This is a genomic window from Streptomyces collinus (assembly GCF_031348265.1).
In the GTDB taxonomy this organism is placed as follows: Bacteria; Actinomycetota; Actinomycetes; order Streptomycetales; family Streptomycetaceae; genus Streptomyces; species Streptomyces collinus.
The window spans coordinates 2,515,060-2,528,976 of record NZ_CP133771.1 but is presented as its reverse complement, the minus strand read 5'-3'; the positions used below and the strand labels follow the sequence as shown (position 1 = coordinate 2,528,976).

Here is a 13,917-nt window from a genome sequence, read left to right as displayed (position 1 = left end):
TTGAAGAAACTGCTGATCGCCCCACTGGCGGTGGCGGCCCTGGCCCTGGCCGGGCTCGTGCCGAGCGCCTCCGGCACGGCGACGGTCAAGAGCGAGGACATGGCCACCGTCGCGGCGACGGCGAACTGCAAGAGCCTGACGGCCCTGTCGACCGTTCACGTCCGCAAGTCGGCCAGCACCCGGTCCACCAGTCTGCGCCTCTGGTACAAGGGCACCAAGGGCTGCGACATCAAGGGCGTCGACGGCGGCTCGTACAGGAACACCTGCGGGATCGACAGCTACCACTACTGGCGCAAGGTCAACTACCGCGGCACGGTGGGCTACGTGCCCAACGTGTGCGTGAAGTACTCCTGACCCGCCCAGCGGGCCAGCGTGTCCTCCGCCGCCGTCCGGTCGGCGGGGGACAGGTCCGCGAGGTCGGCCCCGTGGTTCCCGCCCGGCACCCACAGCACCCGTGAGTCCGGGCCCCCGGGGCGGAAGTGCTCGGCCACCGACGGGTCCTGGGTGCCGTAGAGGAACAGCAGCCGGCTGCCGCGCCGCCGGACCCAGCGGTCGATGTCGGGCATCGCTGCCCGGTCGAAGCGCAGGGGGACGTCCCGGGGGACGAAACTGCGCGGCTCGGCGGCGCCCGGGTGGCGGAGCAGGCCGGCGAGGTGCGCGGTGGGGAAGCCGCCGTAACCGAGCTGGGTGCCGATCTGGTACCAGTACGGGATGTAGTTCCGGGCGGTCGTGTCGGCGTACAGCTCCAGGCCCGCCGTGTCGTCCAGCCAGGTGTACAGCTCGCCGTCCGTCGCGCCGGGGCCGGGGATCGCCGCGACGTCGGCCGGTGTGCCGCGCTGCCAGAACATGAACGGCGCGCGCAGGACGGCGATTTCGAGCGCCCTGTCGGCGCCGCCGACGAGCCGGAAGGTGTCGTTGGCGGCGGCCGCCCAGGCCTCGTAGCGGGCGGCCATCTCGGCCCGGCGCAGCAGGATCGCCCGCTGGGCCGTCCGCTGGGCCTCCCGGGCCGCGGGGGTGCCGACCGTCTCCAGGAAGCGGAGATACGCGCGGTCGTCGCGGTCGTCGGTGTTGTTCGGGGCCGAGTAGACCACCGTGCCGTTCACGTCGTGGGGATGGAAACGCCGGTGGTAGACGCTCGCCATGCCGCCCTTGCTGCCGCCGGTGGAGATCCACGCGCCGGGGTAGATCCGGCGGAAGAGCCGCACGACGCGGTGGTGGTCGTCGGCGGCCTGGCGGATCGTGAGGTGGGCGTAGCCGGGTTCCGCCGGACGTGAGGCGCCGAAGTAGCGGTGCTCGACCTGGAGTTGGTTGGCGCCGAGCAGCACGGCCGGTTCGGTCAGCCGTGGGGTGAGGACCGCGGTGTAGCCCGTGCTGAACAGCACGGTGGGGCGGTCGGCGGCGGTGTGGAGCAGGGTGAGGCGCTGCTCGAAGGTGCCCGCGGCGGGGTTCGTGTGGTCGACCGGCTGGCGCAGGCCCAGGACGAAGTGCCGGTACCCCGGTCCGGCGTCCTGCCGCTCCTCGATCAGACGCACTGCGGGCAGGGCCCGTAAGGCGTCGGCCACGTCGGCGTCCCCGGTGCGGGCCGTCGCTGCCGCCGCCCGCGCGGGCGGCGCCGCCGCGGTGGCGAGGCCCGCCGCCGGGAGGGCCGTGGCCGCCGCCGAGGTGAGCAGCCGTCGTCTGGTCCATGCGGTCATGAGCCGAGTCCTCCCGGGTGTCCGTGCGGCGGGTGTGCGCCGGTCGCGGGCCGCGACCGCCTCAGTACATCCGCCGGACGTCCCGGGAGGATCCCGCGCGCGGGGGTCCGCTCTCCCTCGCGCGGGGGAGGCTCACGACACCTCGCCGGCCGTGCCCTCCTCCCGCCCCTCCCGCTGCTGTCGTTTCTCCTGGAGCTTGCGCAGCAGTTCGCGCTTCTGTGCCTGCGGGTCGAGACCGCCGCCGATCCGGCCGCCCCGGCCGCCGCCGCGCAGCGCCGTGCGGCCGAGGTTCCTGCGCGATCCGCCGACACCCAGCATGTTTCCGGCTCCGCCTCGGGCCATCCCGGGCTCCTTCCCTGATTCCTGATTCACTACGAGACGGTTCGTCTCGTGTGCACCGCTCCACTGTCGGCGAGACGCTCCGTCTTGTCAACCTGATAAGTTCGAGTCATGGCCGCCCAGAAATCCGCCCAGCCCGCCCCCGGCAAGCACGCCCCCGACTCCGCCCGGCGCAGCGAGAAGTCCCGCCGCGCCATCTACGACGCCGCCCTCGCGCTCGTCGTCGAGGCCGGCTACCCGAAGACCACCATCGAGGGCATCGCCGCCCGCGCCGGTGTCGGCAAGCAGACGATCTACCGATGGTGGTCGTCCAAGGCGGACGTCCTGATGGAGGCCTTCCTCGACCTGGCCGAACGGTCCGCGCCGGACGCCGGGCCGGAGTCGTACACCTTCCCGGACACCGGGGACATCGCCGCCGACCTCAAGCTCGTCCTGCGCGCCACCGTCGACGAACTGCGCGACCCGAGGTTCGAGGCGCCCTCCCGCGCGCTGGCCGCCGAGGGCGTCGTCAACGAGCAGCTCGGGCGCGAGCTCGTGGCGAAGCTGATGCAGCCCTCACTCGACCTCTACATCACCCGGCTGCGCGCCGCGCAGGAAGCCGGCCAGGTGCGGCCCGAGATCGACCCGCGCATCGCCCTGGAGTTCTTCGTCTCCCCGCTCGCCCAGCGCTGGCTCCAGCACACCGGCCCCATCTCCTACGAGTACACCGACACCCTCGTCGACTACGCCCTTCACGGCCTGGCCCCGCGCTGAGCGGCCCGGGCCAGGCGCCCCGGCGCGTCCGTGATCACGCCGCCGCAGCCCAGCGCCAGCACCCGGTCCCGCTGCGTGTCCGTCAGCACGGTGTGCGCCCACACCCGGGCGATCCCCGAGTTCACCGCCCGCACCAGGTCCGCGTCGCGCGCCCGGTGGTCCACGTCGAGCAGATCCACGAACGACCGCCAGCGTTCCGGGCGGTCCGTGCGGAGCTGCTGCGCCGAGCGCCACAACTGAGCGAGCAGCCCGAGGCGGTGGACGCGCCGGGCGACCTCGGGGTCGTTGGAGTTCACGAACACCGAGCGGGTCAGGCCGCGGGCCCGGATCAGCTCGGCCAGCCGGTCCAGGCTCCGCGGATCCTTCGCCTCCAGCATCAGCACGATCCGCCCGCCGAAACGATCCAGCACCTCGGCGACCGTCGGCGGCCGCTCCGACCGCCAGCTCCCCGGCAGCCTGTCCTTCGGGCGCAGCCGTACGCCCCGCCACTCCCGGGCGTCCAGGCCGCCCACCGCGCCGCCCAGGTAGGTGGTGCGGTTCAGGGTCTCGTCGTGGAACACCACCGGCGTGCCGTCGCGCAGCAGCCGCGTGTCGAAGTCCAGCACCTGCGCCGTCCCGCGCTCGTAGGCGGTCGTCAGCCCCGCCATGCTGTTCTCGGGTACCTCACGGGCGCCGCCACGGTGCGCGACGTAGGTGATCCGGGGCAGGGCCGCCACGGTCAGCGGGCCCGCGCCCCACTCCAGTGGGGCCGGGGCACGGCCGCCGGGGCCCGTGAGGGTCAGCGAGACCACGGAAGCCGCGGAGGCCAGACCCGTCAGCGCGATCCATGTGACCATGGCGACCACGGTAGGGCGCTATGTCACGGCAAAGCGGGCAATGACACCCGATCATGGCGGGAAGCGGCTTTCGCCGTTTCTTCTCCCTTCGGACGCCCGCTGTACGTTGCGTCCTACCTGTCCTGGATGGTGGGCACTGGCCCCCCGGTGCGCGGGAAGGTGGGACCATGAGGCATGCTGTTCCGCACGACGGCGAGGCGAGGGGATAGATGAGCGCGGAGTTCGGCGGCCGGAGCGGCCTGCAGGGCAAACTCACCCAGTGGCTGCGCGCCGGGCGCCGGCCGAAGGAGACCGCCGGGGACGGCGGCCGTGAGGCCCTGCTGCTCGCCGCCGCCGAGGCGGGACTGCCCCTCGCGCCCGCGGCCCACCCGGCGGCCGGGTACCGCTGCTCCTGCGACCGGGTCGGCTGTCCCACCCCCGCCCGGCACCCGGTGTCCTTCGCCTGGCAGACGCAGTCGACCACCGACCGCGGCCAGATCGAGCGCTGGGCCCGCCACCAGCCGCAGGCCAACTTCATCACCGCGACCGGCATGGTGCACGACGTCCTCGACGTGCCCCTCGATGCCGGTCGCGACGCGTTGGAGCGGCTGCTCGCCGCCGGCGTCGAGGTCGGGCCGGTCGCCGAGAGCGACGACGGCCGCCTCCTCTTCTTCACGCTCACCCGCGGCACTCCCGAGGACGAGGACGAGTGGTGGCCGTGCGAACTGGACTGCCACCCCGAGACGGCGGACGAACACCCCGGGCTGCGCTGGCACTGCCGGGGCTCCTACGTCCTTGTGCCGCCGGCGCTGCTGCCCGGTGAGGACCGGGCGGTGCGGTGGGTGCGCGGGCCGGAGCACGCGCTGCCGGATCCGCTGAGCCTGCTGGAGGTGCTCACGGAGGTCTGTGCGCGCTACATCGGTGAGGACGCGGACCACTCCGCAGGGGCGGGCTGGCCCCTGCGGCACTGAGGCCCGCTACGAGCCCTCCGCCGACGTCAGGCCCTGGATCCTGCCCAGGATGGTCACCTTGCCCTGGCCCTTGGGGTCCAGCGCCACCTCGTTGGAGACGAACTCCATCGTGAAGGACTGCTTGATCTCGCCCTTCGTCAGGGCGAGGACGTCCTTGTTGGGGGTGGGGACGGAGGTGCCCGCGTAGGCGGTCTGCTTCTCGAAGTGGCGTGTGGTGAAGAACACCAGCGCCCCGCCGTCCGCCGTGCGCAGCGCGAGGGGGGCGTAGTCGCCGTTCGTCAACGGCTCGTCGATGTACTGGGTGACCATGCCCGGCTTCTTGGAGTTCTTCTGGCGCACGGCACGCCACTGGCTGGTGTGGGGGCCGTCCGTGAAGGTCTCTCCGCCGTCCTTCAGATACGTCGTGTACGTCCGGCTCAGGTCGCCGGGGTCCGTGGCCAGGTCGGTGGAGTTCACGGGGACGGGCTCGGCCCAGCCGTCGGCGTCCGTCTTGAACTGCGGGACCTTGTCCGGGGCGACGAGCGTCAGGTACGCCACCTGGAAGGGGTCGTCCAGGCTGCTGCGGGTGAAGACCAGGAGCCAGCGGGAGGTGCCGCCCTTGTTGCCGGCCGCGTCGGCCACGAACCAGCGGGGCCAGCCGGCCTTCTTCGGGATCGTGAACTTCGCGTCCGTCAGCTTCAGCGGGGTGTGGCGCGGGTTGCCGTCCGGGTTGTTCGCCTTCCCGGCCTTGAGGCGGGCCGAGTCGATGTCGGCGAGGGCGCCGGTGGTGTGGCCGGCGTCCAGGGTGCCGTCGTAGGCCTTGTCGGCCTCGTTGTACGCGGTCGTGAACTCCTGGAGGGCCTGGGCGGCTTCGGCACGGGTCGTGGACGGGAGGATCTCCCGTTCGCCGTGCACGACGACGCATCCACTGGCCGTCAGCGACAAAGCGGTCGCCGAGGTTGCTATGAGGGCGCTCCGGGCGGGCCTGCGGAGCGTTCGAGGGTCGCGATCCCTGCTCATCGGGTACCTTCACCTTCCCCTTTCCGGAGGCGAACCCTACCGGGTGCCTCCGGCGGTTGGGCGCGGGGTGGGGTGGGGGTGCGCGTTCTCTTCGGCTTGCGCCGGGTGGGGGTGCGCGCTTCGCCTGACCGTGGGGGGGTGGGTCGGGGCCGCGCCGGGGGGTGTCCGTCCTCGGAACGGCGCGATGAGGTTGCGTGCCGACTGACTGTTCGTCGACGCGCCAACCGCTGCGGGCGGACACCCCCCGGCACGGCCCCTGCTCGCCGTACGCGGGTGCGGGCTCGCCCCGCCCAGCTGCGGGCATGCGTGCCGCTGGGGGCGGCACGGGTGGGCGCAGGCGGCACCCCGTTCCGCCGGGTTGCGGAACGCCCCGGCCTCAAGTGTCAGCGGCGGTGCGTTGTCACGCCTTGTCGCGGACCGGAGTTGGGGCCGTCGTCCGGGTCGGTGCCAGGAACAAGGCCAGGGTCGGGATCAAGTACAGGAGCCACACCGTGACTTGGAGTGTCGTGGGGTCGGGCTGGAAGTTGAGGATGCCCTTGAGGAGCGTGCCGTACCAGCTGTCCGGAGGAATCGTGCCGGAGATGTCGAAGGCCTTGTCGGTGAGGCCGGGCAGGAAGTCGGCCTCCTGGAGGTCGTGGAAACCGTAGGCCAGGACGCCGGCCGCGACGACCACCAGCATGCCGCCGGTCCACGTGAAGAACTTGGCCAGGTTGATGCGCAGCGCGCCCCGGTAGAACAGCCAGCCCAGGAGGACCGCCGTGAGGAGGCCCAGGGCGACGCCGAGCAGGGGACGCGGCGTGCCGTCGCTCGCCGCGTGGACCGACGCCCAGACGAACAGGGCCGTTTCCAGACCCTCCCGGCCCACCGCGAGGAAGGCCGTGGCGACCAGCGCGCCCGTGCCCATCGCCAGCGCGGCGTCCAGCCTGCCGTGCAGCTCCGACTTGAGGTGACGGGCGGTGCGGCGCATCCAGAACACCATCCACGTCACCAGTCCCACCGCGAGGATCGACAGCGAGCCGCCGAGCGCCTCCTGCGCCTGGAACGTCAGCTCCTGGGAGCCGAATTCGAGGGCGCAGCCGAAGCCCAGCGCGAGGGCGAGCGCGACGGCTATGCCGGCCCAGATCGGCTTCAGGGCGTCCCTGCGGTCCGTCTTGACCAGGTAGGCGATGAGGATGCAGACGACGAGGCTCGCCTCCAGGCCCTCGCGCAGACCGATCAGGTAGTTGGAGAACACCGGGTCAGGCCTCCTTCGAGAACAGCGTCCGGCCCCACCAGTCGTCCTTGTCGCGGACGCCCGGCGGGACGGCGAAGAGCGCCGAACCCACGTGCTGGATGTACTCGTTGAGCGCGTCCGCGGCCAGACTACGCTGGACGGGGATGAAGCCCTTGCGGACGTCGCGCTGGTAGGCCAGGAAGAACAGGCCCGCGTCCAGGCGGCCGAGGCCGTCCGTGCCGTCGGTGAAGGAGTAGCCGCGGCGCAGGATCGTCGCCCCGTGGTTGGTGTCGGGGTGCGCCAGCCGGACGTGCGCGTCGGGCTTCATCGCCTTCAGGAACGGCTCGTCGCGTTCCTTGGCCTTGCCGACCGGGGCGCCCTCGCCCTTGTCGCGGCCGAAGATGTCCTCCTGCTCCTGCAGCGAGGTGCGGTCCCAGGTCTCGATGTGCATGCGGATACGGCGGGCGACCAGGTAGGAGCCGCCCTCCATCCAGGGCGGGCCGTCCTTGCCGTCCACCCAGACGAACTTCTTCAGGCGGTCCGTCTCCGTGCCCGCGATGTTGCGGGTGCCGTCCTTGAAGCCCATGAGGTTGCGCGGGGTCTGCGCCTCGGGCGTGGTGGAGGAGGTCTTGCCGAAGCCGAGCTGCGACCACTTGACGACGACCTTGCCGAAGCCGATGCGGGCCAGGTTGCGGACGGCGTGGACCGCGACCTGGGGGTCGTCGGCGCAGGCCTGGATGCACAGGTCGCCGCCGCTGCGGTTCTTGTCGAGGTTGTCACCCGCGAACTTCGGCAGGTCGACCAGGGCCTCCGGGCGGCGGTCGGTGAGGCCGAACTTCTCGAACAGGGACGGGCCGAAGCCGATGGTGAGGGTCAGGCGGGAGGGCTTCAGGCCCAGTGCCTCGCCGGTGTCGTCCGGGGGCGCCTCGGCCAGGCCGCCGTAGGCGCCCTCGCCGACGGCGTGGCCGGCCGTCATGCGCCGGGCGGCCGCCGTCCAGTCCTTCAGCAGCCGGACGAAGGCCTCGCGGTCGTCGGTCGTCACGTCGAACGCGGCGAAGTGCAGGCGGTCCTGGACCGGGGTGGCGATGCCCGCCTGGTGGGGGCCGTGGAAGGCGATCGCCGAGCCGGCCGACGGCGAGGCGTCGTCCTCGGTGCGGGCCATCGCCACCGCGCCGCCCGCCGCGGCCGCGCCGAGCGCCAGGCCCGCGCCGCCCCAGCCGAGCAGGGAACGGCGGCTGGGGGAAGGGGAGTTGGTGTCCGTCATGGCTACTTCACCACGGCTGCGGCGAGCTTCGACAGCGGCTCCGCCAGGGCGTTGACCGCGTCGGAGAGCTCCTTGCGGTCGGCCTTGCCGACCTTGTCGTAGGAGGTGAAGTCGTACGACGTGGTGTTCGGGCGGTACCGGTCGAGCAGCTTGTCCAGGGCCGCGAACTGCTCGTCGAGTTCGGTGACGAGGGCCGCGTCGTTCTCCTTCGCGACCGGCTTCAGCAGGTCGTACGACTTCTGCGCGCCCTCGACGTTGGCCTTGAAGTCGACCAGGTCGGTGTGCGAGTAGCGCTCCTCCTCGCCGGTGACCTTGCCGGTGGCGACCTCGTCGAGGAGTTCCTTGGCGCCGTTGGCCATGGACGTGGGGGTGATCTCGGCCTTGCCGACCCGGTTCTGCCAGTCCTTCAGGTCCTTGATCAGCAGGTCGGCGAGGTCCTTCTCGCGGTCGCCGATCTTCTTGTCCTGCCAGAGGGCCTTCTCCAGGCGGTGCCAGCCCGTCCAGTCGGTGGCCGGGTCCTGGCCGTCCTCCAGCCCGTCCTCGCGGACGTCGACCTTGGGGTCGATGTCCCCGAAGGACTCGGCGACCGGCTCGGTGCGCTCCCAGCCGATGCGGGAGGGGGCGTACGCCTTCTTCGCCGCCTCGATGTCGCCGTCCTTGACGGCCTGGGCGAACGCCTCCGCCTTCGGCAGCGTCTCGTCGGCCTGCGCCTGCGCGTAGGCGCGGTAGGCCGCCACGGCCTTGTCCAGGCGCGGGTCGCGCTTGACGGCCTTGCCGCCGGTGGCCTTGACGGCCTGGCGGATGCCGTCGCCCTTCATGCCGGGCTTGCACGCGATCTGGTAGTCGCCGGCCTTCACCTCGGCGGTCACCCGCTGCTTGGTGCCGGGGCCTATGTTCTCCCGCTCGGTGACCACGCGGTCGTCGGGAAAGAGGACGTAGACCTCGGTGACCTTGGAGCCCTTGTTCTCGACGGCCAGCTCGACGTGCCCGGCCGGGAACTCCTTCTTCGACACCTGGCACTTGTCGTCCGTCGCCGTCACGTTGATGACGTGGTCGCCGTCCTTCGCGTCGCTCTTCTCGGTGCAGCCGGTGACGGCGGCCAAGGCCGCCGCGGCGGCGATGACGACGGAAGCGGGACGGGCGGGTCGCATGAAGGCTCCAGGGGAGAGAAGGTGAGGCTCACCTAAGACGGCACATAAGGATTACCTAAGTGACTCAAAATCGACCCCATGGTTGCGTCAAGGGAAGGTCAAAGGTCGCCTCGCGACCCCTGGCGCACCGGCATGCGCCCTTGACCGGCGAGAATGCCCTCGTGACTGACTACGACGTGCTCCGCGTCTTCTGCGGGCCGAACGGCGGGTACGGCAACGAGCTCGGGGTCGTGCGTGAGGGATCCGTGATGCCCGGGCGGGACGAACGCCAGGCGTTCGCCGCGAAGGCCGGATTCAGCGAGACCGTGTTCGTCGACGATCCCGAGCGCGGAGTGATCGACATCTACACCCCGACGCTGCGGCTGCCCTTCGCCGGGCACCCCTGCGTCGGCACGGCATGGCTGCTCGACGTGCCCGAACTGGTCACGCCCGCGGGCGTGGTCGGCGCCCGGCAGGACGGGGAGTTCTGCTGGATCGAGGCCCGGGCGGAGTGGGTGCCGCCGCGGACGCTGCGCCGGTACGGCAGTGCCGCCGAGGTCGACGACCTGGCCGTGCCGCCGCCGGGGGAGTGGGTGTACGCCTGGGCGTGGGAGGACGAGCCCGCCGGGCGGATCCGGGCCCGGGCCTTCCCCGGCCGGGGCGACGGCATCGACGAGGACGAGGCGACCGGGGCCGCGGCCCTGCTGCTCACCGACCGGCTGGGCCGGGCCCTGAACATCACCCAGGGCGCGGGCTCCCAGATCCTCACCGCGCCCCAGCCGGGCGGATGGACCGAGGTCGGCGGCCGGGTCCGCCTCGAACGCTGACCCGGACGGAGCGCGGCCGTACGGTGGAACAGCGTGTAGGGGCGGCCGGTTCTCACCCGAGCCGGCACCGGGGCCCCTCGCCGCGCGCGGGGGGCCCCGCCCCTTCACGCCGTCAGGGGGAACTCCTCGCCCAGCGCCTCGAACACCGCGTTGTTCAGCGCGTACGCCCGCTTGCACTCAGCCACGATCCGCTGCCGCTCCAGCTCGTCACCGGGCACCGCGTCCAGCAGCTCCGCGTAAGTCCGCTTGAAGGCGGCCGGGTTGGGGATCTCCTCGAAGACGTAGAAACGGACGCCGTCGCCCTTCTTCGGGAAGCCCCAGTTCCTCTCGGCCGTGTCGCGGATGATCTGCCCGCCGGAGAGGTCGCCGAGGTAGCGGGTGTAGTGGTGCGCGATGTAACCGGCCGGCCACTCGCGCGCGCACTCCGTGATCCGCTCCGCGTACTCCAGGGTGGCCGGCAGCGCGCTCACCGTCCGCCGCCAGCCGGGGCCGCGCAGGTACTCCAGGTCCCGCTCCAGCGCCGCCATCCGGAACAGCTCCGGCCGGACGAACGGGCCGGCCACCGGGTCCGCGGCGAGCTGCCGGGCGCCGGCCTCCAGCGCGCCGTACACGAACCACAGCTGCTCCGTGTAGCGCGCGAACGCCTCTACCCCCAGTTTGTGCCCCAGCAGGTCGCCGATGAAGGTCGAGCCCCTGACCTCCTCGTGCTGCTCACGAGAAGCGGTCCGAAGAAGCGTGGAGAAGGATTCCATGGACGTACTTTTCCCGACGGGCTGTCGGTAAAAACCCCGGGTCCGAAAGGAACGGCCCGCCCTCGCGGGAGAGGGCGGGCCGGGTGGCGGTGTGCGGGCGGCGGGGTTACGGCAGCGTGAGGATCTCCGCGCCCGAGTCCGTCACCACCAGGGTGTGCTCGAACTGGGCCGTGCGCTTGCGGTCCTTCGTGACGACCGTCCAGCCGTCGTCCCACATGTCGTACTCGTGCGTCCCGAGCGTCAGCATCGGCTCGATCGTGAACGTCATGCCGGGCTGGATGACCGTCGTCGCGTGCGGGCTGTCGTAGTGCGGGATGATCAGGCCCGAGTGGAACGACGAGTTGATGCCGTGCCCGGTGAAGTCGCGGACGACTCCGTAGCCGAAGCGCTTGGCGTACGACTCGATGACCCGGCCGATGATGTTGATCTGCCGGCCCGGCTTGACCGCCTTGATCGCCCGCTCCAGGGACTCCCGGGTCCGCTCCACCAGCAGCCGCGACTCCTCGTCGACGTCACCCACCAGGTAGGTGGCGTTGTTGTCGCCGTGCACACCGCCGATGTACGCCGTCACGTCGAGGTTGACGATGTCGCCGTCGCGCAGCACCGTCGAGTCCGGGATGCCGTGGCAGATGACCTCGTTGACCGACGAGCACAGCGACTTCGGGAAGCCCCGGTAACCCAGAGTCGAGGGGTAGGCGCCGTGGTCGCACATGTACTCGTGCGCGACCCGGTCCAGCTCGTCCGTGGTCACCCCGGGGGAGATCAGCTTCGCGGCCTCCGCCATCGCCCGGGCCGCGATCCGGCCGGCCACGCGCATCGCCTCGACGGTCTCGGGCGTCTGCACCTCCGGTCCGGTGTACGGCGTCGGCGCGGGCTTGCCGACGTATTCGGGGCGGCGGATGTTTCCGGGCACGGGACGGGTGGGGGACAGCTCCCCCGGTACGAGCAGCGACTGGCCAGACATGCCAGCGAGTCTAACCAGCGGCCATGGGGGAACATGTCGATGGCGAGAGGAGCTGGTCATGGCCCTGTTCAAGAAGCGCACGGTCGGCAAGCCGGGTGAGTGGTACTACTGCCTGGAGCACAAGAAGGTCGAGGAGGGGCCGGAGTGCCCCAACAAGGACCGGTTCGGGCCGTACGCCTCCCGCACGGAGGCCGAACACGCGATGGCGACCGCCCGCGAGCGCAACCTCCAGTGGGAGAACGACCCCAAGTGGCACGACGCCCCGGCGGGCACCCGGGACGACGAGAGCTGACCCCTCAGGGGTCCTGGACCCCTTCGACGCCCGGGCCCGCGACAGCCGCGGACCCGGGCGTTCGCCCCGGCTCACCGTAGGACGCCCGGACGTCACCAACGGGCCGGCGGCGGCGCCGTCAGATGCTCCGCCAGGCGCGCCACCCGGTCCCGCAAGCGGCGCCGCCCGCGCGGGGTGGGCAGGGCGTTCTCCCCGGCCGCCGCACTGACCAGGTGCTGCACCGTGTCGAGGTCCAGTTCCGAACCGTCGGGCACGGCCAGGACCTCGTGCGCCATGGACGGCAGCTCGCCCTGCCCGGGGCCGAGGGCCAGGACCGTCGCCCCGGCCCGACGGGCGTCGGACACCCGTTCCACGAGCGGCGCGGCCGGCGTCGTGGGGGCTACCACCAGCAGCGTCTCACCCCGCCGGGCCGCCTCCAGCCGGCCCAGACCGACCGCCAGATGCGCCGGATCCGAGGGACGCGCATCGTGCCGCACCAGCGTCGGGGCCAGCTCCGGAGTGCCCGACCAGGCGGCCTCGTCCACCAGGTGCGCCGCGAGATGCCACGGCTCGTACTCCGGCGTGCCGACCAGCAGCAGCCCGCCCCCGTGCGACACCACCGAGCCGCGCAGCGCCCCGGCGAACCGCCGCGTCGACCCCAGCCACTCCGTCCCGGCGAGCACTTCCCGCAGCAACGCGACCCGAACCGCATCCATGGGAGCGCATCCTGCCCCGAACGGTCACTCGTGATGTGCGGTTCACCCCGTATTCGCCCGGGCTGGGTAGGCCGACCGGTCACCCGTACCGCCGTCGAACGACCGGAGGAACCCGCCGATGACCGAGACCAGCGTCCCCTTCCGCGCCGGACAGGAGGGGTACGCCAGCTTCCGTATCCCCGCCGTCGTCGCCACCGGCACCGGTGACCTGCTCGCCTTCTGCGAAGGCCGGGTCGGCTCCCGGGACGACTTCGGGAACATCGACATCGTGCTGAAACGCTCAACGGACGGCGGCCGCACCTGGGGCCCGCTCCAGGTCGCCGCCCGCAACGGCGACGCCCTCGCCGGCAACCCCGCGCCCGTCGTCCTCGGCACCGGACGCGTCATCCTCGTGCACGTGCGCAACGCGGCCCTCGCCACCGAGGACGCCATCCGGCGCGGCAAGGTGAGCGCGGCGGACGGACGCCGCGTGTGGGTGCAGCACAGTGACGACGAGGGCCGCACCTGGTCCGCGCCGAGGGAGATCACCCAGCAGACCAAGCGGCCCGAGTGGCGCTGGTACGCCACCACCCCGGGCCACGCGATCCAGCTGAGCACCGGCAGGGTCGTCGTCCCCGCCAACCACTCCCTGCCGCCCACCGGCACCGACAACGGCACCGAGGGCAGGTACAACGGCGGCCACTGCCTGCTCAGCGACGACGAGGGCACCACCTGGCGGATCGGCTACGTCGACGACAACCCCGACGGCCACATCAACGCCAACGAGACCACCGCCGCCGAACTCCCCGACGGCCGCCTCTACTTCAACACCCGCAACGACTCGCCCTCACCCGGCACCCGCGCCGACGCGCACTCGGCCGACGGCGGACAGACCCTGGTGAAGCCCTTCCGCCCCCAGGCCGGTATCGCCGCCCCGGTCTGTGAGGCCGCCGTCCTGCACCTGCGCGAGCCCGACCTGCTCCTGTACTCCGGCCCCGCCGACCCGGGCTTCCGCGCCCTGATGACGATCCGTGCCTCCACCGACGCCGGCACCACCTGGCGCCCGGCGTACACCGTGGACGGCCTGCCCGCCGCGTACTCGGATCTCGTGCGCGTCGACGCCGGCACCGTGGGCCTGCTGTACGAGACCGGCGACTTCGGCGCCTACGAGACGATCACCTTCCGGCGGGTGCCCGTGACGGAGCTGACCTGAGCCTCCCGGAGCGGTGA

The 13,917-nt window shown here is 72.0% G+C and carries 16 protein-coding genes; 6 read left to right on the top strand and 10 right to left on the bottom strand.

What is annotated here, in order from left to right; genetic code table 11:
• Window positions 1–354 carry a hypothetical protein gene (locus tag RFN52_RS11365; protein WP_184845678.1) on the top strand — a complete coding sequence of 118 codons (354 nt, stop codon included), beginning with the start codon at window positions 1–3 and terminating at the stop codon, window positions 352–354.
• Here RFN52_RS11365 and RFN52_RS11360 read toward each other — a convergent pair.
• Window positions 321–1,694, bottom strand: a complete 1,374-nt coding sequence (locus tag RFN52_RS11360) for a S28 family serine protease (RefSeq protein WP_184845676.1) — start codon at window positions 1,692–1,694, stop codon at window positions 321–323. The genes RFN52_RS11365 and RFN52_RS11360 overlap by 34 nt on opposite strands.
• Before the next feature lie 132 nt (window positions 1,695–1,826).
• Entirely contained in the window at window positions 1,827–2,036 is a 210-nt protein-coding gene (locus tag RFN52_RS11355) for a DUF6243 family protein (RefSeq protein ID WP_184845674.1), read from the bottom strand.
• Window positions 2,037–2,144: 108 nt separating this feature from the next.
• On the opposite strand from RFN52_RS11355, the gene RFN52_RS11350 reads away from it, so the two are divergent.
• Window positions 2,145–2,786: a TetR/AcrR family transcriptional regulator gene (locus RFN52_RS11350; RefSeq protein WP_184845672.1), complete on the top strand. Its 642-nt coding sequence runs from the start codon at window positions 2,145–2,147 to the stop codon at window positions 2,784–2,786.
• On the opposite strand, the gene RFN52_RS11345 is transcribed toward RFN52_RS11350, so the two are convergent.
• Window positions 2,765–3,622, bottom strand: a complete 858-nt coding sequence (locus RFN52_RS11345) for a glycerophosphodiester phosphodiesterase (protein WP_184845670.1) — start codon at window positions 3,620–3,622, stop codon at window positions 2,765–2,767. The two genes, RFN52_RS11350 and RFN52_RS11345, sit on opposite strands and share 22 nt — an antisense overlap.
• 209 nt (window positions 3,623–3,831) lie before the next feature.
• Between RFN52_RS11345 and RFN52_RS11340 the strand changes: the two genes are divergently transcribed.
• Window positions 3,832–4,572 carry a bifunctional DNA primase/polymerase gene (locus tag RFN52_RS11340; RefSeq protein WP_184845668.1) on the top strand — a complete coding sequence of 247 codons (741 nt, stop codon included), beginning with the start codon at window positions 3,832–3,834 and terminating at the stop codon, window positions 4,570–4,572.
• A gap of 6 nt (window positions 4,573–4,578) precedes the next feature.
• On the opposite strand, the gene RFN52_RS11335 is transcribed toward RFN52_RS11340, so the two are convergent.
• The 4 genes from RFN52_RS11335 to efeO all read right to left on the bottom strand — a co-directional run bounded on the left by RFN52_RS11335 (window position 4,579) and on the right by efeO (window position 9,199).
• Window positions 4,579–5,571 carry an SCO2278 family lipoprotein gene (locus RFN52_RS11335; RefSeq protein WP_184845666.1) on the bottom strand — a complete coding sequence of 331 codons (993 nt, stop codon included), beginning with the start codon at window positions 5,569–5,571 and terminating at the stop codon, window positions 4,579–4,581.
• A 400-nt stretch (window positions 5,572–5,971) separates the two neighbouring features.
• Window positions 5,972–6,805 carry an iron uptake transporter permease EfeU gene (efeU, locus tag RFN52_RS11330; RefSeq protein ID WP_184845664.1) on the bottom strand — a complete coding sequence of 278 codons (834 nt, stop codon included), beginning with the start codon at window positions 6,803–6,805 and terminating at the stop codon, window positions 5,972–5,974.
• A 4-nt stretch (window positions 6,806–6,809) separates the two neighbouring features.
• Window positions 6,810–8,048 carry an iron uptake transporter deferrochelatase/peroxidase subunit gene (gene efeB / locus RFN52_RS11325; RefSeq protein WP_184845662.1) on the bottom strand — a complete coding sequence of 413 codons (1,239 nt, stop codon included), beginning with the start codon at window positions 8,046–8,048 and terminating at the stop codon, window positions 6,810–6,812.
• 2 nt (window positions 8,049–8,050) lie between these two features.
• Entirely contained in the window at window positions 8,051–9,199 is a 1,149-nt protein-coding gene (efeO, locus tag RFN52_RS11320) for an iron uptake system protein EfeO (protein WP_184845660.1), read from the bottom strand.
• A 161-nt stretch (window positions 9,200–9,360) separates the two neighbouring features.
• On the opposite strand from efeO, the gene RFN52_RS11315 reads away from it, so the two are divergent.
• The gene (locus RFN52_RS11315; protein ID WP_184845658.1) at window positions 9,361–10,005 is read left to right on the top strand and encodes a PhzF family phenazine biosynthesis protein; all 645 of its coding nucleotides are present in this window, start codon (window positions 9,361–9,363) and stop codon (window positions 10,003–10,005) included.
• Between the two features lie 104 nt (window positions 10,006–10,109).
• On the opposite strand, the gene RFN52_RS11310 is transcribed toward RFN52_RS11315, so the two are convergent.
• Window positions 10,110–10,757: a biliverdin-producing heme oxygenase gene (locus RFN52_RS11310; RefSeq protein ID WP_184845656.1), complete on the bottom strand. Its 648-nt coding sequence runs from the start codon at window positions 10,755–10,757 to the stop codon at window positions 10,110–10,112.
• 106 nt (window positions 10,758–10,863) lie between these two features.
• Window positions 10,864–11,721, bottom strand: coding sequence for a type I methionyl aminopeptidase (gene map, locus RFN52_RS11305; RefSeq protein WP_184845654.1), 858 nt, complete (start codon window positions 11,719–11,721; stop codon window positions 10,864–10,866).
• A 58-nt stretch (window positions 11,722–11,779) separates the two neighbouring features.
• Between map and RFN52_RS11300 the strand changes: the two genes are divergently transcribed.
• Window positions 11,780–12,013 (top strand): hypothetical protein, encoded by a 234-nt coding sequence (locus RFN52_RS11300; protein ID WP_184845652.1) that lies wholly within the window; start codon window positions 11,780–11,782, stop codon window positions 12,011–12,013.
• Between the two features lie 92 nt (window positions 12,014–12,105).
• Here the strand turns inward: RFN52_RS11300 and RFN52_RS11295 are convergent, their stop codons facing one another.
• Window positions 12,106–12,708 carry a hypothetical protein gene (locus RFN52_RS11295; RefSeq protein WP_184845650.1) on the bottom strand — a complete coding sequence of 201 codons (603 nt, stop codon included), beginning with the start codon at window positions 12,706–12,708 and terminating at the stop codon, window positions 12,106–12,108.
• A 118-nt stretch (window positions 12,709–12,826) separates the two neighbouring features.
• On the opposite strand from RFN52_RS11295, the gene RFN52_RS11290 reads away from it, so the two are divergent.
• A complete protein-coding gene (locus RFN52_RS11290) occupies window positions 12,827–13,900 on the top strand; it encodes a sialidase family protein (protein ID WP_184845648.1) in 1,074 nt (357 codons plus the stop codon).
• Window positions 13,901–13,917 lie beyond the last annotated feature (17 nt).

Bases quoted from the DNA above. Each gene is read 5' to 3' on its own strand.
- RFN52_RS11360 (WP_184845676.1), bottom strand. From the start codon at position 1,694: ATGACCGCATGGACCAGACGACGGCTGCTCACCTCGGCGGCGGCCACG.
- RFN52_RS11345 (WP_184845670.1), bottom strand. From the start codon at position 3,622: ATGGTCACATGGATCGCGCTGACGGGTCTGGCCTCCGCGGCTTCCGTG.
- RFN52_RS11350 (WP_184845672.1), top strand. From the start codon at position 2,145: ATGGCCGCCCAGAAATCCGCCCAGCCCGCCCCCGGCAAGCACGCCCCC.
- RFN52_RS11300 (WP_184845652.1), top strand. From the start codon at position 11,780: ATGGCCCTGTTCAAGAAGCGCACGGTCGGCAAGCCGGGTGAGTGGTAC.
- efeB (WP_184845662.1), bottom strand. From the start codon at position 8,048: ATGACGGACACCAACTCCCCTTCCCCCAGCCGCCGTTCCCTGCTCGGC.
- RFN52_RS11335 (WP_184845666.1), bottom strand. From the start codon at position 5,571: ATGAGCAGGGATCGCGACCCTCGAACGCTCCGCAGGCCCGCCCGGAGC.
- RFN52_RS11295 (WP_184845650.1), bottom strand. From the start codon at position 12,708: ATGGATGCGGTTCGGGTCGCGTTGCTGCGGGAAGTGCTCGCCGGGACG.
- RFN52_RS11290 (WP_184845648.1), top strand. From the start codon at position 12,827: ATGACCGAGACCAGCGTCCCCTTCCGCGCCGGACAGGAGGGGTACGCC.
- RFN52_RS11310 (WP_184845656.1), bottom strand. From the start codon at position 10,757: ATGGAATCCTTCTCCACGCTTCTTCGGACCGCTTCTCGTGAGCAGCAC.
- RFN52_RS11355 (WP_184845674.1), bottom strand. From the start codon at position 2,036: ATGGCCCGAGGCGGAGCCGGAAACATGCTGGGTGTCGGCGGATCGCGC.
- RFN52_RS11340 (WP_184845668.1), top strand. From the start codon at position 3,832: ATGAGCGCGGAGTTCGGCGGCCGGAGCGGCCTGCAGGGCAAACTCACC.
- map (WP_184845654.1), bottom strand. From the start codon at position 11,721: ATGTCTGGCCAGTCGCTGCTCGTACCGGGGGAGCTGTCCCCCACCCGT.
- efeO (WP_184845660.1), bottom strand. From the start codon at position 9,199: ATGCGACCCGCCCGTCCCGCTTCCGTCGTCATCGCCGCCGCGGCGGCC.